The 20,316-nt window shown below is 74.4% G+C and carries 17 protein-coding genes; 11 read left to right on the top strand and 6 right to left on the bottom strand.

Translation table 11 applies throughout. From position 1 onward, the window contains the following. Window positions 1-96: 96 nt before the first annotated feature. Entirely contained in the window at window positions 97-2,745 is a 2,649-nt protein-coding gene (locus OG900_24030; GenBank protein WUH92872.1) for an AMP-binding protein, read from the bottom strand. A 422-nt stretch (window positions 2,746-3,167) separates the two neighbouring features. Here OG900_24030 and OG900_24025 point away from each other — a divergent pair, with 422 nt between their 5' ends. Next, window positions 3,168-3,524, top strand: a complete 357-nt coding sequence (locus OG900_24025; protein WUH92871.1) for a DoxX family protein — start codon at window positions 3,168-3,170, stop codon at window positions 3,522-3,524. 177 nt (window positions 3,525-3,701) lie between these two features. Here OG900_24025 and OG900_24020 read toward each other — a convergent pair whose 3' ends face one another. Together OG900_24020 and OG900_24015 are read right to left on the bottom strand one after the other, a co-directional pair. Then, window positions 3,702-4,838, bottom strand: a complete 1,137-nt coding sequence (locus OG900_24020; protein ID WUH92870.1) for a polyprenyl synthetase family protein — start codon at window positions 4,836-4,838, stop codon at window positions 3,702-3,704. A gap of 199 nt (window positions 4,839-5,037) precedes the next feature. Next, window positions 5,038-5,862 (bottom strand): enoyl-CoA hydratase/isomerase family protein, encoded by an 825-nt coding sequence (locus OG900_24015; protein ID WUH92869.1) that lies wholly within the window; start codon window positions 5,860-5,862, stop codon window positions 5,038-5,040. Between the two features lie 184 nt (window positions 5,863-6,046). Here OG900_24015 and OG900_24010 point away from each other — a divergent pair, with 184 nt between their 5' ends. After that, a complete protein-coding gene (locus OG900_24010; GenBank protein WUH92868.1) occupies window positions 6,047-6,808 on the top strand; it encodes an SDR family oxidoreductase in 762 nt (253 codons plus the stop codon). 11 nt (window positions 6,809-6,819) lie between these two features. Here OG900_24010 and OG900_24005 read toward each other — a convergent pair whose 3' ends face one another. Next, window positions 6,820-7,056: a helix-turn-helix transcriptional regulator gene (locus OG900_24005; GenBank protein ID WUH92867.1), complete on the bottom strand. Its 237-nt coding sequence runs from the start codon at window positions 7,054-7,056 to the stop codon at window positions 6,820-6,822. Further along, a complete protein-coding gene (locus OG900_24000) occupies window positions 7,056-7,697 on the bottom strand; it encodes a DUF2975 domain-containing protein (protein ID WUH92866.1) in 642 nt (213 codons plus the stop codon). Before OG900_24000 ends, OG900_24005 begins: the two co-directional genes overlap by 1 nt. Window positions 7,698-7,894: 197 nt before the next feature. On the opposite strand from OG900_24000, the gene OG900_23995 reads away from it, so the two are divergent. Continuing rightward, window positions 7,895-9,529, top strand: coding sequence for a TauD/TfdA family dioxygenase (locus tag OG900_23995; protein ID WUH92865.1), 1,635 nt, complete (start codon window positions 7,895-7,897; stop codon window positions 9,527-9,529). Between the two features lie 102 nt (window positions 9,530-9,631). On the opposite strand, the gene OG900_23990 is transcribed toward OG900_23995, so the two are convergent. Beyond that, the gene (locus OG900_23990; GenBank protein ID WUH92864.1) at window positions 9,632-10,417 is read right to left on the bottom strand and encodes a GntR family transcriptional regulator; all 786 of its coding nucleotides are present in this window, start codon (window positions 10,415-10,417) and stop codon (window positions 9,632-9,634) included. A gap of 270 nt (window positions 10,418-10,687) precedes the next feature. Here OG900_23990 and OG900_23985 point away from each other — a divergent pair, with 270 nt between their 5' ends. The 8 genes from OG900_23985 to OG900_23950 all read left to right on the top strand — a co-directional run bounded on the left by OG900_23985 (window position 10,688) and on the right by OG900_23950 (window position 20,207). Beyond that, window positions 10,688-11,845, top strand: coding sequence for an extracellular solute-binding protein (locus OG900_23985; GenBank protein WUH92863.1), 1,158 nt, complete (start codon window positions 10,688-10,690; stop codon window positions 11,843-11,845). Window positions 11,846-11,852: 7 nt separating this feature from the next. Next, window positions 11,853-12,809 carry an ABC transporter permease gene (locus OG900_23980; protein ID WUH92862.1) on the top strand — a complete coding sequence of 319 codons (957 nt, stop codon included), beginning with the start codon at window positions 11,853-11,855 and terminating at the stop codon, window positions 12,807-12,809. Window positions 12,810-12,925: 116 nt separating this feature from the next. After that, the gene (locus OG900_23975) at window positions 12,926-13,720 is read left to right on the top strand and encodes an ABC transporter permease subunit (GenBank protein WUH95896.1); all 795 of its coding nucleotides are present in this window, start codon (window positions 12,926-12,928) and stop codon (window positions 13,718-13,720) included. Next, window positions 13,717-14,805 carry an ABC transporter ATP-binding protein gene (locus OG900_23970; GenBank protein WUH92861.1) on the top strand — a complete coding sequence of 363 codons (1,089 nt, stop codon included), beginning with the start codon at window positions 13,717-13,719 and terminating at the stop codon, window positions 14,803-14,805. The genes OG900_23975 and OG900_23970 overlap by 4 nt, the downstream gene beginning before the upstream one ends. A gap of 311 nt (window positions 14,806-15,116) precedes the next feature. After that, window positions 15,117-15,845 (top strand): HAD family phosphatase, encoded by a 729-nt coding sequence (locus OG900_23965; protein ID WUH92860.1) that lies wholly within the window; start codon window positions 15,117-15,119, stop codon window positions 15,843-15,845. A gap of 12 nt (window positions 15,846-15,857) precedes the next feature. Beyond that, entirely contained in the window at window positions 15,858-16,178 is a 321-nt protein-coding gene (locus tag OG900_23960) for a multidrug efflux SMR transporter (GenBank protein WUH92859.1), read from the top strand. Between the two features lie 241 nt (window positions 16,179-16,419). Next, entirely contained in the window at window positions 16,420-18,162 is a 1,743-nt protein-coding gene (locus OG900_23955) for a hypothetical protein (GenBank protein ID WUH92858.1), read from the top strand. Between the two features lie 62 nt (window positions 18,163-18,224). Continuing rightward, window positions 18,225-20,207, top strand: a complete 1,983-nt coding sequence (locus tag OG900_23950; GenBank protein WUH92857.1) for a phospholipase C, phosphocholine-specific — start codon at window positions 18,225-18,227, stop codon at window positions 20,205-20,207. Window positions 20,208-20,316 lie beyond the last annotated feature (109 nt).

Below are 20,316 nucleotides of genomic sequence, written 5' to 3'. Positions count from 1 at the left end.
TACTACGCCTGGTCCGGACAACATGGTTGCGAACCTCTCACGCTACGTACCGGTATTTCACCCCGTTCCCTGCGTGTCTTCCGCGCCTCGCCACTGTCAGTCACCCAATGGCCAACGCCTCTCCGTCGTTTGGCGTATCTCCCTCAGGCGGCAGCCGATCTCCTTGCGTAGTCGCTCACCGGACCGGCCGTTGGCCAGCACGACCAGGCCGCGACCGGTCCGCACGCGCATCGCGGAGGCCGCGTAGTACCCGGCCTGGGCGGCCTCGTGCCCGAACTCCGTGTCGGAGCCGAGGACGTCGACCATCGTGCCGAGGCCGTAGAGGCTGTCCGGGCTGGGCGTGAGCATGCGGGCGGCGGTCTCCCGGCCGAGCAGGGCCAGCGGGGCGCCGAGCGCGGAACGGCGGATCTCCAGCGCCACCTCGGCCAGGTCGGCGGCGGTGGTCCACAGTTCGGCCGGGCCCGCGGCCGGGCCGGCGCCGCAGAGCGGGTGCCCGCCGGCGTCGTGGCCGACACGCGCCGCGGGGGAGCCGGTCGTCCCCGTCCTGTGCGCGCCCCGCGGTTCGCCGTACCAGCTGTCGTCCAGGCCGAGCGGCCCGAGCACCAGGCGCCGCATCAGCAGCCGGAAGGGCTCCCCCGTGGCGTCCTCGAGCAGCGCGGGGAGGCGGTCGGAGCCGGGGTCCGTGTCGGGCTGGCCCAGCAGATCGGCCAGCGTGGCCGGGGTGCCGCCCTCGACCTCGGCGTCCAGGGCCAGCACTCCCTCGTCCACCAGGCGCAGCGCGCCCAGCGTCGCGACATGCCGGCTCAGCGCGCCCGCCGGGAAGGCGGTGCGCGGGGTGACCGCCCTGCCCTCCCCGTCGGTTCCCGCGGCCTCGACCGCCACCAGGTCGCCGCCCTCCATGACGGCGACGGAGGCGCCCGGCACCCGGCACGCCGCGACCATCTCGGCGAAGGCGCGCCCGCCGAAGGGCGTGCGCCCGCGGGGGCCCTGGGCCCCGCCCTGGCCGTACCACCCGGGGCTGGGCAGCGCCGCCACGTCCAGCCGGCCGTCGGCGGCGCGCGGCACCTCGTCGAGCAGGGCGAGGCTCGCGGGCACCAGGTGCCCGGGGAGCCGCCGCCTGCAGTGGGCCGCGAGCGCCGCCGCGTCCAGGCCCTGCGCGCCGGGGCGCGGCACCACGTAGGCGGCCAGCCGGACGTCGCCGGGCGCGGCCTGCACTCCGATGACGACGGCCTCGCGGACGTACGGGTGGTCGTGCAGCACCTCCTCGGTCTCCGCCGGGTCGGCCCGGTGCTCGCGGATCCACACCTGCCGGTCGGTGCGGCCGAGCAGCTCCACCTCGCCGGCCGGCGTCCTGCGCGCCAGCTCCCCGGTGCGGAACATCCGGGTCCCCTCGGGGCCGTACGGGTCGGGCAGGAACCTCTCCGCCGTCAGCGCGGCCCGGCCGTCGTAGCCGCGGGCCACCCCGGGCCCGGCCACGTACAGCTCGCCCACCGCGCCGGCAGGTACGCGCCGGCAGGCCTCGTCGAGCACCCGTATCTGCGCGTCCTCACCGGGCGGCACGGGGTGCAGGAAGGCGCCGTAGGACGTCTCGGCCGTGCCGTACGAGGTGACCAGCCGCCGGGGGCCGAGCAGTTCGGCGAGCTGTTCCGCCGCAGGACCCGGCTCGCCGCCGGCGACCACGAAGGTCCCGGCCAGCGCCGCGACCGCCTCGTCGCCTAACTGCCTGATGAGCAGGTCGAGATGGCCTGGGGTGAGCTTCAGGAAGCCGAAGGGCCCCGCGGCCGCGAGCCACTCGCCCAGCCGCGTCGGGTCAAGGGCCTGCGGGGCGAGCAGCACCCGCTGCCCGGACCACAGCGGCGCCCACAGCCCGGTGGCCGTCATCTCGGAGGCGACCGAGCCGAAGACCGCGGTGCCGCCGCTGCCCGTCCTGTCCAACTCCCGCTCGGCCCAGGCCACATGGTGTGCCAGGCCGCGGTGGGTGACCGCCACGGCGTGCGGGCGCCCCGCCGCCGCGGGCACGTGGGCCACGCACGCCACGTCGTCCGGGTCGGGCGCCACGGCGAGCGGCCCGCCCGGGTGCCCGGCCAGCTCGCCGCACACCTCCGGGTCGTCCACGCACAGCAGTTGGCCCTCGAACCCGTCGGGCGGCCCGTAGGCCGCCTCGGTGACCAGCACCCGCGCCCCCGCGTCGGCGAGCAGCCAGCGCAGCCGGGCCGGGGGGAATTCGGGGTCCAGCGGCACGCACCCGGCGCCCGCCTTCCACACGCCCAGCGACACCGCGTGCAGCTCGGCGCCCCGGCCGAGCAGCACCCCCACCAGCGCGCCGCGCCCCACGCCCCGCGACCGCAGGTACCGGGCCCAGCGGTTGGACGCGGCGTCGAGCCCGCCGTAGGACAGGGCGAAACCGTCGCCCTCCACGGCCACGGCATCCGGGTTCCGCCGCGCCTGCCGTCCGACGAGCCCGGGGACGCAGGCGGCACCTGCCCGGTCCCGATCCGCCGCCGCTTCGCCCTCCGCTTCCGCCGCATCCCCCCCTTCCGCTTCCGCTCGCCGGCGCAGGCTCACCGGCCGCAGGTCGGCCCACAACTCCTGGATGCGGACCAGGCACCGCTCCCGCGACCCCGCGGTCCCCTCGGCCCGCCACCCCGCCGGCAGTTCGCGGTCGGTCCACCAGATCGAGTACTGCCCCTCGCTGTTGAGTACGACGCGCCGGTCCGCGGGGGCGGTGGTCTGCGGTTCGGACAAGGTCGCTCCTGTCGGGTTCCACGGGCGTTCGCTGGGTGGGGCGAGTCGCGCCACCCTGCCAGGGCGTGCCATACACGACCTATACAGGTACTTCAGGTGCGCTGATGACCGGTGCACGCGGTCGCGCCGGCATGAGTGCCCCCCATAAGTATCAACGCCCAACTCCGTTTCATCACCGTATGGTTGCCTCACACAAGCGCCAGGGAAACGTGGCCGGGCGAACGGAGGGAAAGCTCTCCCGGGCCCGGATTCCGCAAAGCCCGCGCGACCGGTTCCGCTCTTGCGCCAACGCCGATCGCCGCTGATTACAACCCGGTTACGGCCACCGGACCGACCTGGGGTCACGCTTGCCCAAGCGGCTACGATCATCGACACGCAGGCAGCTTTCCGATGCCGACTGCTCCCACAGAAGCGGAGAAATCGTGTTCGCCGCCTACGTCACGGTGACCATCCTCGGCGCGGTCTTCAACGGTGCCGCCGCCGTCACCTACCTGATCGGCCACGAATACCCCAAGACCCAGGCCGACATGAAGGGCCTGCCCCGCAAGTACGTCCCCGTGCTGGGCGGGTTGCTCGCGGCGGGCACCCTGGGCCTGGTGGCCGGCTTCCGGGTGCCGATCCTGGGGACCCTGGCCGCATGCGGCCTCATCCTCTACTTCATCGGCGCGATCATCGCCCACCTGCGGGTCGGCTCGCGTGACATCGTCGGCGGCATCGTCTTCCTGGCCACCGCGATCGCCGCCCTGGTGCTCGGCGTGATGTACCACGGGGCCGTCTGAGGGCTGTCCCGTTAATCCCCGGCGGGCGCGCGACGACAGCCACGGCGCCTCGCCGCGTTGTCGGGCTCGTCCGAACACGACCCGGTACGAGGGCGACCCTTCGCCTTGCGATCTACCGCATCTGACGCCGCGCGCTGGGTCCACCGCGGATTACGGGACAGCCCTCAGGGCCCGTCGTCAGCGGTCGCGGTAGGCGACCTTGTGGGCCAGCTCCTCAAGGCGCAGCCGCCAGCCGTACGGCACGGGCGAGTCGGCGAGCGCCGCGCGGGCGTCCGCGACCAGCGCGTCGATCTGCTCCTCGACGTCCGCGCGGACGCCGGAGGCGAGCAGCGCTTGGCGCAGCCGCACCGGGTCCCATCCGGCGCGGCGCCCGTCCCCGACCAGCCGGGCGACCAGCGGGTCCTTGGCCGCGGCCAGCGCGACCAGCAGCGTCATCTTGTGCTCGCTGAGGTCGAGACCGGTCGGCTTGCCGGTCGCCGCCTCGTCACCGAAGGCGTCGAGCAGGTCGTCCCGCAGCTGGAAGGCCTCGCCGGCCGCGACACCGTACGCCTCGAAGACCGCGTGCAGCCCCGGGCGTCCGGCGATGGCCGCGCCGAGGGCCAGCGGGCGGTGGATGGTGTAGCGGCCGGACTTGCCGACGGCGACCCAGCGGGCCAGCACCGGGTCCGGCTCCACCTCGGCGGCCAGCGCGATGTCCAGCTGCTGGCCGGTGATCATCTCGGTGACCAGCTCGTGCCACACCTCGGCGGCGGGGCCGTCCAGCCGGCCCGCGAAGCGGTTCGCGTACGTGAGCGCCAGGTCCCCGGCGAGGATGGCGACGCCCTCGCCGAACCGGCGGGACTCCCCCGCCCAGCCGTGCCGGGCGTGGACGTCGGCGTGCCGCGCGTGGACGGTCGGGGCGCCGCGCCGGCTGGAGGAATTATCCATGATGTCGTCGTGGATGAGCGCGAAGACCTGGAGCAGCTCAAGGGCCGCCGCCGCGTCGACGACCGCGTCCGCGCCGCTGCCGTCGGCGGTGCCGCCGGCCGCCAGATAGCCGATGGCGCAGAAGAGCGGGCGCAGCCGCTTGCCGCCGGCCGCGTAGAGCTCGGCGACCGCCGCGACGGGCACCGCCACCCGGGCGTCCACCGCCCCCCAGCGCGCCGCCTCGGCGCTCAGCAGGTCCTCGATCCGCCGGTCGACGCGCGCCAGCAGCCTGGCGCAGGCCTCCTCGTCGGCGGCGGTCGGCGGCGGCGCCGCCGACTGCGCCGTCCCGGGCCCCGGCACCTCCAACTGCGCAAGGTCCGGCGGCAGTTCGACTACGACGTTCTCCACGGCGGTCACCTCCGTTGGGGCAGTTCCTTAACGGTGCAGCCGTCCCGGCGGTGGTCGCCGGACCGCGGAACGCATCCTAGGCCGCGCCTATTGCCCGGGAAGCCGACCCGGATTGGCCCCGGCTTGGCGGTCCGCGCACGCCCGCCGGGCGGCAGTCCCGGCCCGGTCTCCCCACGGCGCGGCCGCCCCCCCGGGGGGGTCAGGCCGGCTCGGCGACCTGCCGGCCGAGGTCGATCTCGGCGCCGTCAGGACGCTGCAGCCCGCGGTCGAAGAGGCGGCGCACCCGGTCGGCGTTCTCCGGGCGGCCCGAGGTGCGGAAGAAGGTCGCGAGGCTGGCCGCGGACTCCTCGTCGGGGACGGGCACGCTGGCGTCGAGGAGGGCCTTGGCCTCGGCCACCGCCACCTTGTCGAAGCCCGCGACGCGCCGGGCGAAGGCGTCGACGAAGCCGTCCAGCTCGCCGGCCGGCAGGACCCGGTTGACGTAGCCGTACGCGGCGGCCAGCCCGGCCGGGAAGTCGTCGGCGCCCAGCATGATCTCCATCGCCCGGCCGCGACCCACCAGGCGGGCCAGCCGCCCCATCGGATTGCCCCCGGGAACCGATCCCACGCCCACCTCGAACTGCCCGAGGACGGCCCCTGGCCCGGCGAAGCGGATGTCGGTGGCCAGGACGAACTCGCTGCCCGCCCCCCGGGCCCGCCCGTCGATCGCGGTGACGGTCACCGCGGGCACCCGGCTCAGCCGGACCAGGTTGTCCGCGTAAGGGTGCAGTCCGGTGGGCCCCGGGCGCATGGCCGCCACCCGCGCCTGGTCGGAGAGCATGTCCCAGTGGGCCATGAAGAAGTCGGGATTGCCGCTGCGGAAGACCACGACGGTGAGGTCCTCGGCCTGTTCGATACGGGTCACCAGGTCCGCCAGCTGCTCGACGCTGTCGACGTCGTACAGATTGACCTCCCCGTTGGTGAACGTCACCTGCCAGTAGGAGGGTGACACCTCCTGCACCTGGAACTGCGCGTCGTCGCTCATGGCCCGACCGTAGGGGCAGGCCCCGCGGCCGCCGCGATTCCCCGGGGCCGTGCGGCCGCGATTCCCCCTTTCAGTGGACAGCGGCGGCCCGCGCCGCCGGGTCCGCCGACAGGCGGCCGCCGCCCCCGCGCGCAAGGATGGGGTGGACCGGACCGCAGGCGTCACGCGAGCGCGGAGGAGAGCCATGGCCACCGAGCCAGGAGTGCAGGGAACGTCCGTCCCGTCCGCCATCGCCGGCCAGACCGTCGTGGTGATCGGGGCCAGCGCGGGCATCGGATTCGAGACGGCCCGCCAGGTACGCGCCGGAGGCGGCGACGTGGTGCTCGTCGGCCGCAATCCCGAACGGCTCGACAAGGCCGCCCGCGAACTCCGGCCCGTCGGCACGGCCGCTTTCGACGCGAACGACACCGACCGCCTCACGCGGTTCTTCCAGGAGCTGCCGGGGCCGATCGACCACGTCCTGCTCACCGCGGGGAGCCCGGCGTACACCCCCTTGGACGATCTGGACATCGCCGATGTGACCAGCGCCTTCGCCCAGCGCATGGCGATGACCCTCGCTGTGGCCCTCGCCGCCCGCGACAAGATCAGGCCCGGCGGCTCGCTGCTCTTCGTCGGCGGCACCGGCGGCCGCCGCCCCGGCGCGGGCCTGTCCGTCGTGACCGCCATGACCGCGGCCCTCCCCGCCCTCACCGCCAACCTGGCCCTGGAACTCGCGCCGATCCGGGCCAACCTCATCGCCCCGGGCTTCGTCGACACCCCGCTGTCCGCCGCCCTGCTCGGCGACCGGCTCGAAGCCCGGCGCGAGGAGCTGCGCGGCACCCTGCCGATCCGCCGGGTCGTCGTCCCCGCGGACGTGGCCGCCCTCGCCCTGCACATCATGGGCAACGAGGCGCTCACCGGCGCCACGTACGACGTCGACGGCGGCCAGCAGCTCCTGCCCGGCTGACCGCCCCCTCCTCAGGCCCCCGGGTCCGGTCGGTGGCTGAGCAGATCCCCCGGCTGGCACTCCAGCACCTCGCAGATCCGCGTCAGGGTGGTGAACCGCATCGCCCTGGCCCGGCCGTTCTTGAGGATCGACAGGTTGACGTGCGTGACGCCGACCCGTTCCGCGAGTTCGGCCAGGGTCATGCCCCGCTCTTCGAGCAGGCGGTCGAGATGGACCTCGATCGCGTGCTCCTCCTTGTCCTCGGACATCAGACCGTTCCGTCGAGGTCTTCGCGCATGGTGACGCCGACGCGCATGACCCGTGCGAAGGACAGGACGCCGAGGCCGGTGAGGATCGCCATGAAGGGAACGTCCCACGACATGAGTGCGCCGACGATACCGGCGTGGCCGCCCCGGTCCAGCGAGTCGACGAGCGCCTGCCCGGCGACCGACACCGCTATCGCGCTGAGCACACTGCCGGCCAGCAGCCACCAGCCCAGCGCCCGCAGCCGCTGCGCGGTCCGCGTGGTGTAGAGGTCGGCCCCCTCCGCGCCCCTGATCAGCCGGAAGACCAGCAGCAGCGCTCCGACAGTGAAGACGAAGGGCGGCAGCTGCTTCGCGACGTGGAGCAGGCTCTGGGCGGTGCCGGGGTCGTCGGTGCAGTAGCTCGGATGAGCGTCCGCGACGACCACGGCACCCGGCGCGTGCGCCAGCTCCCGGAGCGCCGGGTCGTTGCCGCCGACCGTCGTGGAGGTGTCCGGGACGCAGAAGGAGCTGTCGCCGATGCCGAGGAAGCGCGGATGCGCGCCGTGCACGAGCACCGATCCGAGGACCGCCCCGACCGCCAGCACCGCGAACAGCGTCACGATGGCCCTGACCGCGCCCGCCATGGGCTCCAGTGGACTGCGCACCCTCGCCATGACCGCCCCCATATCGTTTATCGATGTTATCGAAAAACGATACAGCCACCCCCGGGTTCCGGCGACGGCTCCGGCACGGCGGCCTCCTCTTCACCCGCCCGTCACCCGGGGATGGGGCGCGGCTCACCGGCGGCTCACCCGGAAGGGAGAAGTTGGCTATACAACTTGGCGTACGAGAAGAGAGCACCATGACGGCACAACCGGGGGCCGCGGCCCCCGTCGGCTCCCTGCCCGCGATCTGGCTGCGGGACAACTGTCCGTGCGGGGACTGCCGGGACCCGCTTTCCGGGCAGAAGCTCTTCCAGGTCACCGAGCTGCCCGCCGGGCTCGCGGTGCGAACGGCGCGGGACGCGGAGGGCGCCGTCGAGGTGGAGTGGGCGCCCGACGGGCACCGCTCGCGGTATCCGGCGCGCTGGCTGCACGCCAACCGCCCCGGCCCCGCCTGCAGCTCGGACCACAGGACCGAGGCGGGCAAGGAGCTGTGGCGGGCGGCCGACCTGGCGGGCCGGATCCCCGCGGCGGACTGGGACACGTACGAGGCCGCGCCCGCCGAGCGGGCCCGGGTGCTCGCCGCGGTGCAGCGGCTGGGCTTCGCGCTGCTGCACGGTGTGCCGCGGCGGGACGGCCAGGTGCTCGCGGTCGCCGGGACCTTCGGCTTCGTCCGGGAGACCAACTACGGCCGGCTCTTCGACGTCCGGGTGGAGCCCGACCCGAACAACCTCGCCTTCACCTCCGCCCGGATCACCCCGCACACCGACAACCCCTACCGGGACCCCGTCCCCACCGTGCAGCTGCTGCACTGCCTGGAGAACGCCGCGGAGGGCGGCGACTCGGGCCTGGTGGACGGCTTCGCCGCCGCCGCGCTGCTGCGGGCCGAGGACCCGGCCGCCTTCGAGGTGCTGACCCGCGTGCCGGTGCCCTTCGTCTTCCGCGACGCGCGGACCGAGCTGCGCGCCGACCGCCCGCTGATCGGCGTGGACGGCCTCGGGCGTATCCGCGAGGTGCGGTTCAACAACCGCTCGATCGGCACGCTGCGGCTGCCCGCCGAGCAGCTCGACGCCTTCTACGCGGCCTACCGCGCCTTCGGCGAGCTGCTGCTGCGGCCCGGCCTGCAACTGGACTTCCGGCTCGCCCCCGGCGACTGCCTGATCTTCGACAACACCCGGCTGCTGCACGCCAGGACGGCCTTCGAGGGGAGCGCGTCCCGGCACCTCCAGGGCTGCTACGCCGACCTGGACGCGGTCGCGAGCACGCTGGCCGTCCTGCGCCGCGCCGACACGCTCGACCCGCTGGCCGAGCTGTTCGCGGGCTCGGGCGCGGCGGAATACCTGGGCGAGGAGGTGACGATGGCCGAGCACATGCTCCAGGCCGGAGCGCTCGCCGAGGCCGCGGGCGCGGCGCCGCACCTGGTGGCCGCCGCGCTGCTGCACGACATCGGCCACTTCGACGGTGCGGAGGTGACGGGCGCCGAGCTGATGGCCGGCAACGACAACCGGCACAGCCACAGCGGCGCCGACCTGCTCGCGCGCTGGTTCGGACCGGAGGTCACCGAGCCGGTCCGGCTGCACGTGGCCGCCAAGCGGTACCTGTGCGCGGTCGAGCCGGGCTACCGGGAGCGGCTCTCGGCGGCCTCGGAATACACCCTCCAGGTGCAGGGCGGCCCGATGACCGCGCAGGAGGCGGCGGCCTTCGCCCGCCTGCCGCACGCGCGGGACGCGGTGGCCGTCCGCCGCTGGGACGAGGCCGCGAAGGAACCGGGCGCCGACGGCCCGGACTTCGCGCACTTCCGCCCGCTGCTCACGTCCCTGCTCCGGGGCGACTGACGGCCGCCCTCCGACCGGTCGCCCTCCGACCGGCCGCCCTCACGCGGACGCAGGGCCCGTCCGGGCACACGCCCGCCCGTACACGACGATCCCGCCCGGCGCTCAGATCTCCTGGGCGCCGGGCGGCCTGCGGTGGCGGCGGCCCAGCGCGGAGGCCGCCAGCGAATTGTGCACGGTGAAGGCGACGGTGCCGGGCAGGTAGCGGTCCTCCGACCATTCCACCGGCGCCCCGACCGGGTCCGTGCTGCGGCGGCGCTCGCGCAGCAGCGCGTCGCCCGCGTCGCAGCCGAGCAGCCGCGCGTCGTCGCCGTCGGCGGCGGTGAGGTCGATGGTGTGGTCGGCGTCGGCGAAGACGACGCCCTGCTCCTGGAGGGGTTCGGTGTGCGACACGGCGTCAGCCGGTATGCGGGCGACGAGTTCGCCGATCCACAGCGGGTAGACCGTCCGCTCGACCATCACCGCCCGCCCGGACAGGGTGCGTACGCGCAGCACGAAGACGACCTGCGCGCCGGGCTCCACCCGCAGCTGCTCGCACTCGCGGGCGTCGGCGGGGCGCCGCTCCAGCCGCTCCACCCGGCCGCCGGGCTCCTCGCCGAGGGAGCGGGCCCAGCTGGTGAAGCTGACGAGTTCGGCGAAGCTCTGCACCGGCGTGGTGCCCAGGACCACGCGCCGGGTGCCGCGCCGGGAGGTGACCAGGCCGTCGGCGCGCAGCGCGCCCAGGGCCTGCCGGACGGTGCCGCGCGAGACGCCGTAGCGCTCGGCCAGCGTGCTCTCGGCGGGGAGCCGGCCGCCCGAGCCGTAGGCGCCGGCGGCGATGGCCTGACGCAGATCGGCCGCGACCTCGCGGTAGAGGGTGCCCTTCACGGGCCCCGCACTGCCACCCTGCAAGGTCCCTCCTCGGCCGACTCGACACGGTGGCGCACCGACGCCCCGCTGGACCCTACCCGCTCGTGGACACCGGGCGGCATCCCGTAGCGGACCGGCCGCAACCGGACGGCGACATTCCTGCCCCATGCACCGGCAGGAGTGTCGCCGTTCATCTTCCCGCCACCGGCGTCGGGCGTACTGGCGGAAGTTGTACAGCCAACCTTTGGCATTCAACGGCGGCCGGGCGCATCCCTGCTGCCCGAAGACCGTTTCCCTCAGGAGGAACCTCCCGTGACTGCCCCCCGTGTCCGCGCCGCTGCCGTGGCCGTCGGACTCACCGCCGCGGCCCTCGCCCTGACCGCCTGCGGGTCCTCCTCCTCCGGCACCGCGGGCTCCGGTGCCGGCGGAGGCAAGAGCGCGGCGACCGCGACGTCCGCCGCCGACCTCGGCGGCATGGACGCGCTCGTCGCCGCCGCGAAGAAGGAGGGCACCCTCAACGCGATCGCCCTCCCGCCGGACTGGGCCAACTACAAGGCCCTCATCGCCGCCTTCGAGAAGAAGTACGGCATCAAGGTCGCCGACGAGAACCCCGACGGCGCCAGCCAGGACGAGATCAACGCCATCACCTCCCGCAAGGGCCAGGACCGCGCCCCCGACGTGGTGGACCTCGGCAACTCCTTCGCGCTCAGCGCCGCCTCGCAGGGCATCCTCGCCCCCTACAAGGTCACCACCTGGGACGACATCCCGGCCGGCCAGAAGGACGCGACCGGCCTGCGCTACGACGACTACGGCGGCTACGTCTCGATCGGCTGCGACGCCAAGCACGTCCAGGTCTGCCCCGCCACCTTCGCCGACCTGCTCAAGCCCGAGTACAAGGGCAAGGTCGCGCTGAACGGCGACCCGACCAAGTCGGGCTCGGCCTTCGGCGGCGTCTTCGCCGCGGCGCTCGCCAACGGCGGTTCGCTGGACGACATCCAGCCCGGCCTGGACTTCTTCCACAAGCTCAAGGCGAGCGGCAACTTCAACCCGGTGGAGTCCACCCCGGCGACCGTCGAGAAGGGCGAGACCCCGATCAGCATCGACTGGGACTACCTGAACGCCGGCTACGCCAAGGAGTTCGCCGCCAAGGGCCTGGACTGGAAGGTCTCGGTGCCCTCCGACGGCCAGTACGCCCAGTACTACAGCCAGGCGATCAACAAGTACGCCCCGCACCCGGCCGCCGCCCGCCTGTGGGAGGAGTTCCTCTACAGCCCCGAGGGCCAGAACCTGTGGCTCCAGGGCTTCTCGCGCCCGGTCGAGATGACCGCGATGGCCGCCAAGGGCACCATCGACCAGACCGCCGCCGCGGCGCTCCCCGCGGTGACCGGCACCCCGGTCTTCCCGACCTCCGCCCAGACCGACGCGGCACAGAAGGCCGTGCTCGCCGGCTGGGCCAAGGCCGTGAGCTGACCGCGAGATGACCACGGCTCGCGCCGCGACGCCGTCGACCGCCGCCGGCCCCTCCCCCGAGGAGGCCGGCGGCGGCCCGGCTGCCGCCACCCCCGCCCCGCGCTCGGGCGCCGTCCGCCGCAGGCCGCGTGCCACCGGCTGGCTCGCCGTCCTGCCCCTGATCGTCTTCGTGGCGGTCGTCTTCGGGCTGCCGGCCTTCGCGATCGTCACCAACGCGTTCAAGACCGCGCCCGGTTCGCCCGACGGCGTGCACTGGACCACCGACAACATCAGCCGGTCCGTCCACGGCGCCTACCTCACCGCGCTCTGGGGCAGCGTCAAGCTGTCCGCCCTCACCGCCGCGCTCGGCGTGCTGCTCGGACTGCCGCTGGCCCACGCGGTGGTGACCTCGCGCTTCCGCGCGCTGCGCGAGGCCGTGCTCGCCGCCTCCGGGGTGCTCGCCAACTTCGGCGGGGTGCCGCTGGCCTTCGCCTTCGTCGCCACCCTCGGCAATTCCGGCGAGCTGACCCGCTCGCTCGACCTCACCTCGCACGGCTGGAGCCTCTACTCCTTCACCGGCCTGACGCTCGTCTACCTGTACTTCCTGGTGCCGCTGATGGTGCTCACCATCACGCCCGCCCTCGACGGCCTGCGGGCCCAGTGGCGCGAGGCGGCGCAGAACAGCGGCGCGACCACCCGGCAGTACTGGACGCACGTGGCGCTGCCGGTCCTGGCGCCGTCACTGGCCGGCGGGTTCGTGCTGCTGTTCGGCAGCGCTTTCGCCGCGTACGCGACCGCCGCCGCGATCGTCGGCAGCTCGGTGCCGCTGATCACCCTGCAGATCGCCAACGCCCTGTCCGGCAACGTCCTGGCGGGCCAGGGCAATGTGGCGCTCGCGCTGAGCCTGGACATGATCGTGATCGCCGGCCTGGTGATGGCCGTCTACATCCCGTTGCAGCGAAGGAGCGCGCGATGGCTGCGCTGACCCCGTCCGCCACCGCGCCGGACACCGCCGCGCCCGCCGCTGCCCGCCGCCGCGGCCGCCCCCGGCTGTGGCGCGGCCTCGTCGGCCTGGTCGCGGTGGTCTACTTCCTCGGGCCGATGGCCGCCTCGGTGCTCTTCACCGTGGACGTGCCGGGCGAGGGCTTCACGCTCAGCTCGTACACCGGCATCTTCGGCACCGAGGGCTTCTGGACCAGCGTGCGGCTGTCCCTGGAGCTGGCCGGCGCCACCATCGCGGTCACGCTGCTGCTGCTCGTGCCCGCGCTGGTCGCGGTACGGCTGACCGCGCCTCGGCTGCGGGTGCTGGTGGAGGTGCTCTGCTCGCTGCCGCTGGTGGTGCCCGCGGTGGCGCTGACCGCGGGCATCAGCTCGGTGCTGCGGTGGGGCCCCGACGACTTCGCGAACACCCCGCTCTTCCAGACCTTCAACGAGATCCAGAACCCGGACTTCCCGGTGGTGCTGCTGCTCGCGTACGTCCTGATGGCGCTGCCGCTGGCCTACCGGACGCTGGACGCGGGGCTGCGCGCGCTGGACCTCGCCACGCTGGTGGAGGCGGCCCGCAACTGCGGGGCGAGCTGGCCGCGGACCGTCGTCGAGGTGGTGCTGCCCAACCTGCGCGGCGCCCTGCTCAACACCGCGTTCATCACCCTGGCGCTGGTGCTCGGCGAATACACCGTCGCCTCGATCCTCGGCTACCAGCCGTTCGCGGTGTGGATCGTGTCGCTGGGCGGCAGCAATGCCCAGGTCTCGGTGTCGGTCTCGGTGCTCAGCCTGGTGCTCACCTGGGTGCTGTTGCTGCTGCTCGCCGCCGCCGGACGCGGGCGCTCGCAGCGTCCCGCGCGCTCAAACCGCCGCGACGCAGCGGCACCGACCGACGTCCAGGAGAAGCCGTGACCGCGACCGCAGTAGACATCCGCCCCCCGCTCGGCGCGGCCGCCGGCGCCACCGTCGAATTCCGCGGCCTGCACCGCAGCTTCGGGGCCACGGTCGCGCTGGAGGGCCTGGACCTGACCGCCAGGCCCGGCGAACTCCTGGCGCTGCTCGGCCCGTCGGGCTGCGGCAAGACCACCGCGCTGCGGATGCTCGCCGGGTTCGAGCACCCCGACACCGGCGAGGTGCTGGTCGACGGCGAGGACATCACCAAGGTGCCGGCCCACCGGCGCGGCACCGGCATGGTCTTCCAGTCCTACAGCCTCTTCCCGCACCTCTCGGCCGTGGACAACGTGGCCTTCGGGCTGAAGATGCGCGGCACCGGCCGCGCGGAGCGGCAGCGCCGGGCGGCCGAACTGCTCGACCTGGTGGGCCTCGGGCAGCTGGCCGACCGCTTCCCGCACCAGATGTCAGGCGGGCAGCAGCAGCGGGTGGCGCTCGCCCGCGCCCTGGCGCTCCAGCCGCGCGTGCTGCTGCTGGACGAGCCGCTGTCGGCGCTCGACGCCAAGGTGCGGCTGGCGCTGCGCGAGGAGATCCGCCGGCTCCAGCAGGACCTCGGGATCACCACCCTGTTCGTCACGCACGACCAGGAGGAGGCCCTGTCGATCGCCGACCGGGTCGCGGTGCTGCGCGCCGGGCGGCTCGAACAGGTCGCGGAGCCGGCGGAGTTGTACGCGCGGCCCGCGACGGCCTTCGTCGCCGAGTTCATCGGCACGATGAGCCGTATCCCGGCGCTGCGGGCGCCGGACGGCCAGGTCGAGGTGCTGGGGCGGCGGCTCCCGGTGGCGGGCGAGATGCCCGCCGCCGGCTCGCTGGAAGCCCTGGTCCGGCCGGAGGCGCTGCGGGTGTCCGCCGACCCGCGGGGGGCCGCCACGGTGGTGGCCGCCTCCTTCCTCGGGGCGGTCACCCGGCTGACCGTGCGGCTCCCGGACGGCGCCGAGGCCAAGGCCGACCTGCCCACCGAGGAGGCCGCCGCGCTGCCGGTCGGCTCCCCCGCGGCGGTCACCCTGCCGGACCGCCCGGTGCTGGTGGCCGGCCGCAGGCCCTGACCCGCGCCGCGCCCGGCGCCGGGCCGCGCCCCTGACGCCCGCCCGGCCGGGGGCCGAGCCGCACCGCCGGCACCGGCCGGGGCGTGCCCCGCGCCCGGGACCGGCCGGGGCATGTCCCGCACCGGGACCGCACCCGGCGCCGACGGGGGCGAGTCCCGGTCGGCGCCGGGGCCGCGCCCTCGCGGTGCGCGCCCCGCGGCCGGGCGCGGGTCCGCACACCGGGGCCCCGCCCCTGTCACGTGTGCGCGCCGACACGTTCCGGAGCCCCCGCACTTCGCCACTCCCCCCGCCCCTTCTACGAACGGCACCACGTGCACCTCCGTATCGCTGACGCCCTGCCCGCCGCCGTCCTGTTCGACATGGACGGCACCCTCGTCGACACCGAGCACCTGTGGTGGCGGGCCGTCGAGGATGCCGCCCTGCGGATGGGCTACCGGCCGACCGACGCCGACCTGCCGGACGTGCTCGGCCGCCCGGCCGCGTACACCGCACGGCACCTGCTCCGCGTGACCGGCGGGACGGCCGGGCAAGCCGCGCCGACGGGAGAGGCCGCCGCCGAGGCAGTGGCCGACCTGGCCGAGGCGCGGCTCACGCGGGAGCTGGACGCCGCCTTCGCCGCCCTGGTCGCCGAGGAGGTACGCCCCCGGCCGGGCGCGCTGCGGCTGCTCGCCGAACTGCGGGACGCCCGCGTGCCGGCCGCGCTGGTGACGGCCTCGCCGCGCCGGGTGGTGGACGTGGTGCTGCGTGCCCTGGGCGCGGACTGGTTCGCGCTGACCGTGGCGGCGGAGGACACCGCGAGGACCAAGCCGGCGCCCGACCCGTACCTGCGGGCGGCCGAGCGGCTGGGGGTGGCGGCGCGGGACTGCGTGGTGGTGGAGGACAGCCCCGTCGGCCTGGCCGCCGCGCTCGCGGCCGGGTGCCGGGCGGTCGCGGTCCCGTCCACCGTGCCGATCCCCGAGGAACCGGGGGTGGTGGTGCTCGGCAGCCTGGAGGACGTCGACCTCGTGCTGCTCTCCGCGCTCGCCGCCACCCGGACCTGACCAGGAGTCACCGTGCCCTACGTGCTGCTCGCGCTCGCCATCGCCGCCGAGGTCTGCGCCACCAGCTGTCTGAAACTCACCGACGGATACACCCGGCTCTGGCCCACGGTCGCGGTGGCGGTCGGCTACCTGCTGTCGTTCGCGCTGCTCGGCCGCGCCCTCGTCCGTATCCCGGTGTCGCTGGCGTACGCGGTCTGGTCGGGCGTCGGCACCGCCGCGGTGGCCGCCATCGGGGCCGCGGCTTTCGGCGAGTCGCTGGGGTGGCTCCAGTGGGCGGGGATCGCCCTGGTCATCGCGGGCGTCGTGGTGCTGAACATCCACGGCGCCCACTGAGCACGTAACGCCCCGGCCCGACCCGGCCCCCGGACGCCGCCCGGGGGCCGACGCGTGTCCGGGGGGCGGCGGCGGAGGCGCGAATTCAGGCCACCGACAGGTCCTCGGCCATGCGCGGTTCACAGAACATTTCCCGGCGGAGCGCTTACTGGGTCGAAGTTGTATAGCCAACTGACCCACGCCGGGCACGCGGAGGCATCGCCCGCCGTGCGGCCGGCGGACGGAGAGGATCCCGCCACCCATGCCACCCCTGCCCGCCGACGCGGCCTCCAGCAGCCTCGTCCTGGCCTCACCCGCTGCACCGCACGTGGGCGACAAGCTGACCTTCGACTGGACCACCGACCAGCCCGGCGCCAAGAACTGGATCGGCCTCTTCGGTCCGGCCTCCTCCCCCGGCAACGGCAGCGCGTGGGTGTGGACCTACGTCGCGAACGCGGCGTCCGGCAGCACCACCGTCGACACCCACGCCCTGGCCGGCGGCCCCTACCAGGCGTATCTGCTGCTCAACGACGGCAACCAGGTCCTCGCCAAGGCCGCGCCCGTCACCTTCGCGGGGTCCGACAGCCTCACCGCGAGCAGCCTCGCGCCGCACGAGGGCGAGAAGCTCACCTTCACCTGGACCACCGCCACCCCCAACGCCAAGAACTGGATCGGCGTCTACGACGGGGACCGGCAGCCCGGCACCGGCAGCGCCCTGGTGTGGGCCTACTCCGCCGCCGCCGCCGGCACCCTCACCCTGGACACCTCCGGCCTCAAGGGCGGCCCCTACACCGCCTACCTGCTCTACGACGACCTCTACCCGGTCCTCGCGAAGACCGCCCCCTTCGCCTTCACCCCCGTGCAGCCCCCGCACGAGGCGGTGGACGCGGTGACCGTCCCGGCGACCGCGGGCGAGACCGTCCGGGTGCCGCTCGGGAAGCTGTGGATCCGCCCCGAAGGCAACAGGCCGGGCGCCCCCGCCTACCGCCGGATCTCCGGCGACTCCTGGCTGGTGGTGGCAGGGGACGGCACCGTCACCGCCAAGGCGCCCGCGCGGGCCCCCCGCGCCCCGGGCCGGATCGTCGTCGGCGTGCAGGACAGCGCCGGCGGCAAGGACACCGTGACGGTGCAGGTGCCCGTCCGCGCCGCGGACGACGACCTCAGGCTCAAGGTCGCCTCGCTGAACCTGTGGGACGCCGGCGCGCACGTCGAAGGACCGCTGGAGAAGCAGGCCCGGCTGGTGCTCACCCAGGGCTTCGACGTGGTCGCGCTCCAGGAGACCGGCGGCGCCGCGGCCCAGGCGCTCGGCGACGCGCTGGGCTGGTACGTCCACCAGAGCGCCGGCAGCCTCGGCGTCGTCAGCCGCCACCCGCTGGCCGACGTGACCGAGCCGACCGCGGACCTGCCCGCCCTGTCGGCCACCCTCCAGCTGCCCGGCCGCACCACCGTGCGGCTGTGGGTCGCGCAGCTCGACGAGGCGGACTACGGCCCCTACGCCGCCACCTCGCACACGACCGCGGCCCAGCTGGTGGCCGCCGAGCAGGGCACCGCGCGCTACCGGCAGGCGCGTGCGCTGGCCGCCGCGATGCGGCACGACCTCGCCTCGCACACCCCGGTGATCCTCGCGGCCGGCCTGGCCTCCCCCTCGCACCTGGACTGGACGCGGCGGACCTCCGCCGCGCACGCCGGAGTCGGCGCGGTGGCCTGGCCGGTCACCGAGGCGCTGGAGAAGGCGGGCCTCACCGACGCCTTCCGCAAGGCCGACCCGAACCCGTCCAAGACCCCGGGCGCCACCTGGTCGCCGGTGCGCCCGGTGCGCGACGGCGGCGGCGCGGAGCCGCAGGACCGTATCGACCAGGTCCAGTACGCCGGTGCGCTGAAGGTCGTCGAGGCGCACAACCTCACGACCGGCTGGCCGCAGCCGGTACCGGGGACCGCCGCCAACGGCTGGCCCTCGGACCACGCCGCCGCGGTCGTCACCTTCGCGCTGCGCCCCGCCCACTGACCCCGCGGGCCGACCCCGCCCGCACCGACCGACCGCACCGCCCGACCAAAGGACTCGCACCCATGACCCCGATCAGCCGCCGCCACTTCGTCGGCGCCGCCGCCGCGGCCGGCGCGACCGCCGCGGCCGGCCTGCCCGGCACGACCGCCACCGCCGAGGCGTCCCCCCGCCACGACGGCAGCGTCCACGACGTGAAGCACGTCGTCGTCCTGATGCAGGAGAACCGCAGCTTCGACCACTACCTGGGCGCGCTAGGCGGCGTCCGCGGCTTCGACGACAAGCAGGGCGTGGTCTTCCCCAACGGCGACTCCGTCTTCCAGCAGCCCGACAGCGCGCGCGCCGAGGGCTACTCCCTGCCGTTCCGCTTCGACACCACCGCCTTCAAGGCGCAGGACTTCGGCGGCCTCGACCATGGCTGGTCGTCGGGCCACCAGGCGGTCAACAACGGCGCCCAGAACGGCTGGGTGGGCGCCAAGGGCCGCTACACCATGGGCTACTTCACCCGGCAGGACATCCCCTTCCAGTACGCCATGGCGGACGCCTTCACCGTCTGCGACCAGTACTTCACGTCGCTGAACGGCCCGACCGACCCCAACCGCCTCTACCTGTGGACGGGCACGCCGGGCCCCGGCACGGACGGCACCACCGGCCCCTTCACCGACAACACGATCGTCACCGAGAACCCGGTCGGCGACTGGACGACCTACGCCGAGCGGCTCCAGCAGGCCGGCGTCAGCTGGCGCGTCTACCACAACCCGGACGGATCGGACAACGAGCACGGCGACTACGACGACAACGCCCTGTCGTACTTCCAGCAGTTCGCGAAGGCGCCGAAGGACTCGCCGCTGTTCGTCAACGCGATGACGAAGTACGACCTGACGGCCTTCGACGCGGACTGCCGCAACAACGCGCTGCCCACCGTCTCCTGGCTGGTGGCGCCCTTCAACTACTGCGAGCACCCGAGCGCGGGCCCGGACTGGGGCGCGTGGTGGGTCAACGAGGCGCTCCAGTCGCTGATGGCCAACCCCGAGGTGTGGAAGAACACCGTCTTCCTGGTCATGTACGACGAGAACGACGGCTTCTTCGACCACGTCGTGCCGCCGTACGCCGAGCCGGGCACGAAGGACGAGTTCGTGGACGGCGTGCCGATCGGCCTGGGCAGCCGGGTGCCGATGTGGGTGTGCTCTCCCTGGTCGCGCGGCGGCTGGGTCAACTCCCAGGTCTTCGACCACACGTCGGTGCTGCGCTTCCTGGAGCAGGTGACCGGGGTGCGCGAGCCCAACATCTCGGCCTGGCGGCGGGAGGTCTGCGGCGACCTCACCACCTGCTTCGACTTCACCCGCCCCGACTTCAGCATCCCGAAGCTGCCGGACACCGACGAGCTGAAGGCGCGGGCGACCGCGCAGCACAGCCTGCCCTCGGTGCAGGCCCCCGCCGACGGCAAGCAGGCCATGCCGTCGCAGGAGCCGGGCGACCGCCCGCACCGCAACCTGCCCTACCGCCCGTTCGCGGACGTCGCGGTGGACCGCCGCACCGGCAAGGTCACCTGCACGATGGCCAACGAGGGCGAGGCGGCGTACGTCTTCACCGTGCTGCCCAACATCGCGCACCCCTTCAGCGGCACGCCCTTCCTCGTCCAGCCGCACGCGCACCGCACCTACGTGTGGGACACCGCGGCCACCGACGGGCGCTACGACTTCTCGGTCTACGGCGCCGACGGCTTCGTCAGCCGCTTCTCCGGCACGGTCGTCCCCGAGGGCCAGACCGACGTGGCCCTCCCGTCGGCCGACGCCGGCCTGCGGGCCGGCGGCCGCCCCGAGCACGCCGCGCTCGAACTGCGCCTGGTCAACGACGGCGACACCGAGCTGACCTTCGCCCTCACCGCGAACGACTTCCGCGACGAGACCAGGACCGTACAGCTCAAGCCGCGCTCGCGGACCAAGGTGGCCTGGCAGACCGACGGCGGCCGCTACGACGTCACCCTCACCGCGTCCACCGGCACCCGCTTCGTCCGCCGCTACGCCGGCACGGTCCACCAGCTCTGACGGCACCCGCCGAAAGCCCCGGGCCGCGGACCACGCGACCCGGGGCGCGGCCGGTCCCTCCACCGGCGGCGGGCACGCGCTTTCTTTTCGCACACGCGTCGCATGCAGG

This window comes from Streptomyces sp. NBC_00433 (genome assembly GCA_036015235.1).
In the GTDB taxonomy this organism is placed as follows: Bacteria; Actinomycetota; Actinomycetes; order Streptomycetales; family Streptomycetaceae; genus Actinacidiphila.
This window is presented reverse-complemented; position numbering and strand designations above follow the sequence as displayed.

Coding starts and splice junctions, on each gene's coding strand:
- OG900_24015 (WUH92869.1), bottom strand. CDS start 5,862: ATGAGCGACGACGCGCAGTTCCAGGTGCAGGAGGTGTCACCCTCCTAC.
- OG900_24010 (WUH92868.1), top strand. CDS start 6,047: ATGGCCACCGAGCCAGGAGTGCAGGGAACGTCCGTCCCGTCCGCCATC.
- OG900_24005 (WUH92867.1), bottom strand. CDS start 7,056: ATGTCCGAGGACAAGGAGGAGCACGCGATCGAGGTCCATCTCGACCGC.
- OG900_23995 (WUH92865.1), top strand. CDS start 7,895: ATGACGGCACAACCGGGGGCCGCGGCCCCCGTCGGCTCCCTGCCCGCG.
- OG900_23980 (WUH92862.1), top strand. CDS start 11,853: ATGACCACGGCTCGCGCCGCGACGCCGTCGACCGCCGCCGGCCCCTCC.
- OG900_23975 (WUH95896.1), top strand. CDS start 12,926: ATGGCCGCCTCGGTGCTCTTCACCGTGGACGTGCCGGGCGAGGGCTTC.
- OG900_23955 (WUH92858.1), top strand. CDS start 16,420: ATGCCACCCCTGCCCGCCGACGCGGCCTCCAGCAGCCTCGTCCTGGCC.
- OG900_23950 (WUH92857.1), top strand. CDS start 18,225: ATGACCCCGATCAGCCGCCGCCACTTCGTCGGCGCCGCCGCCGCGGCC.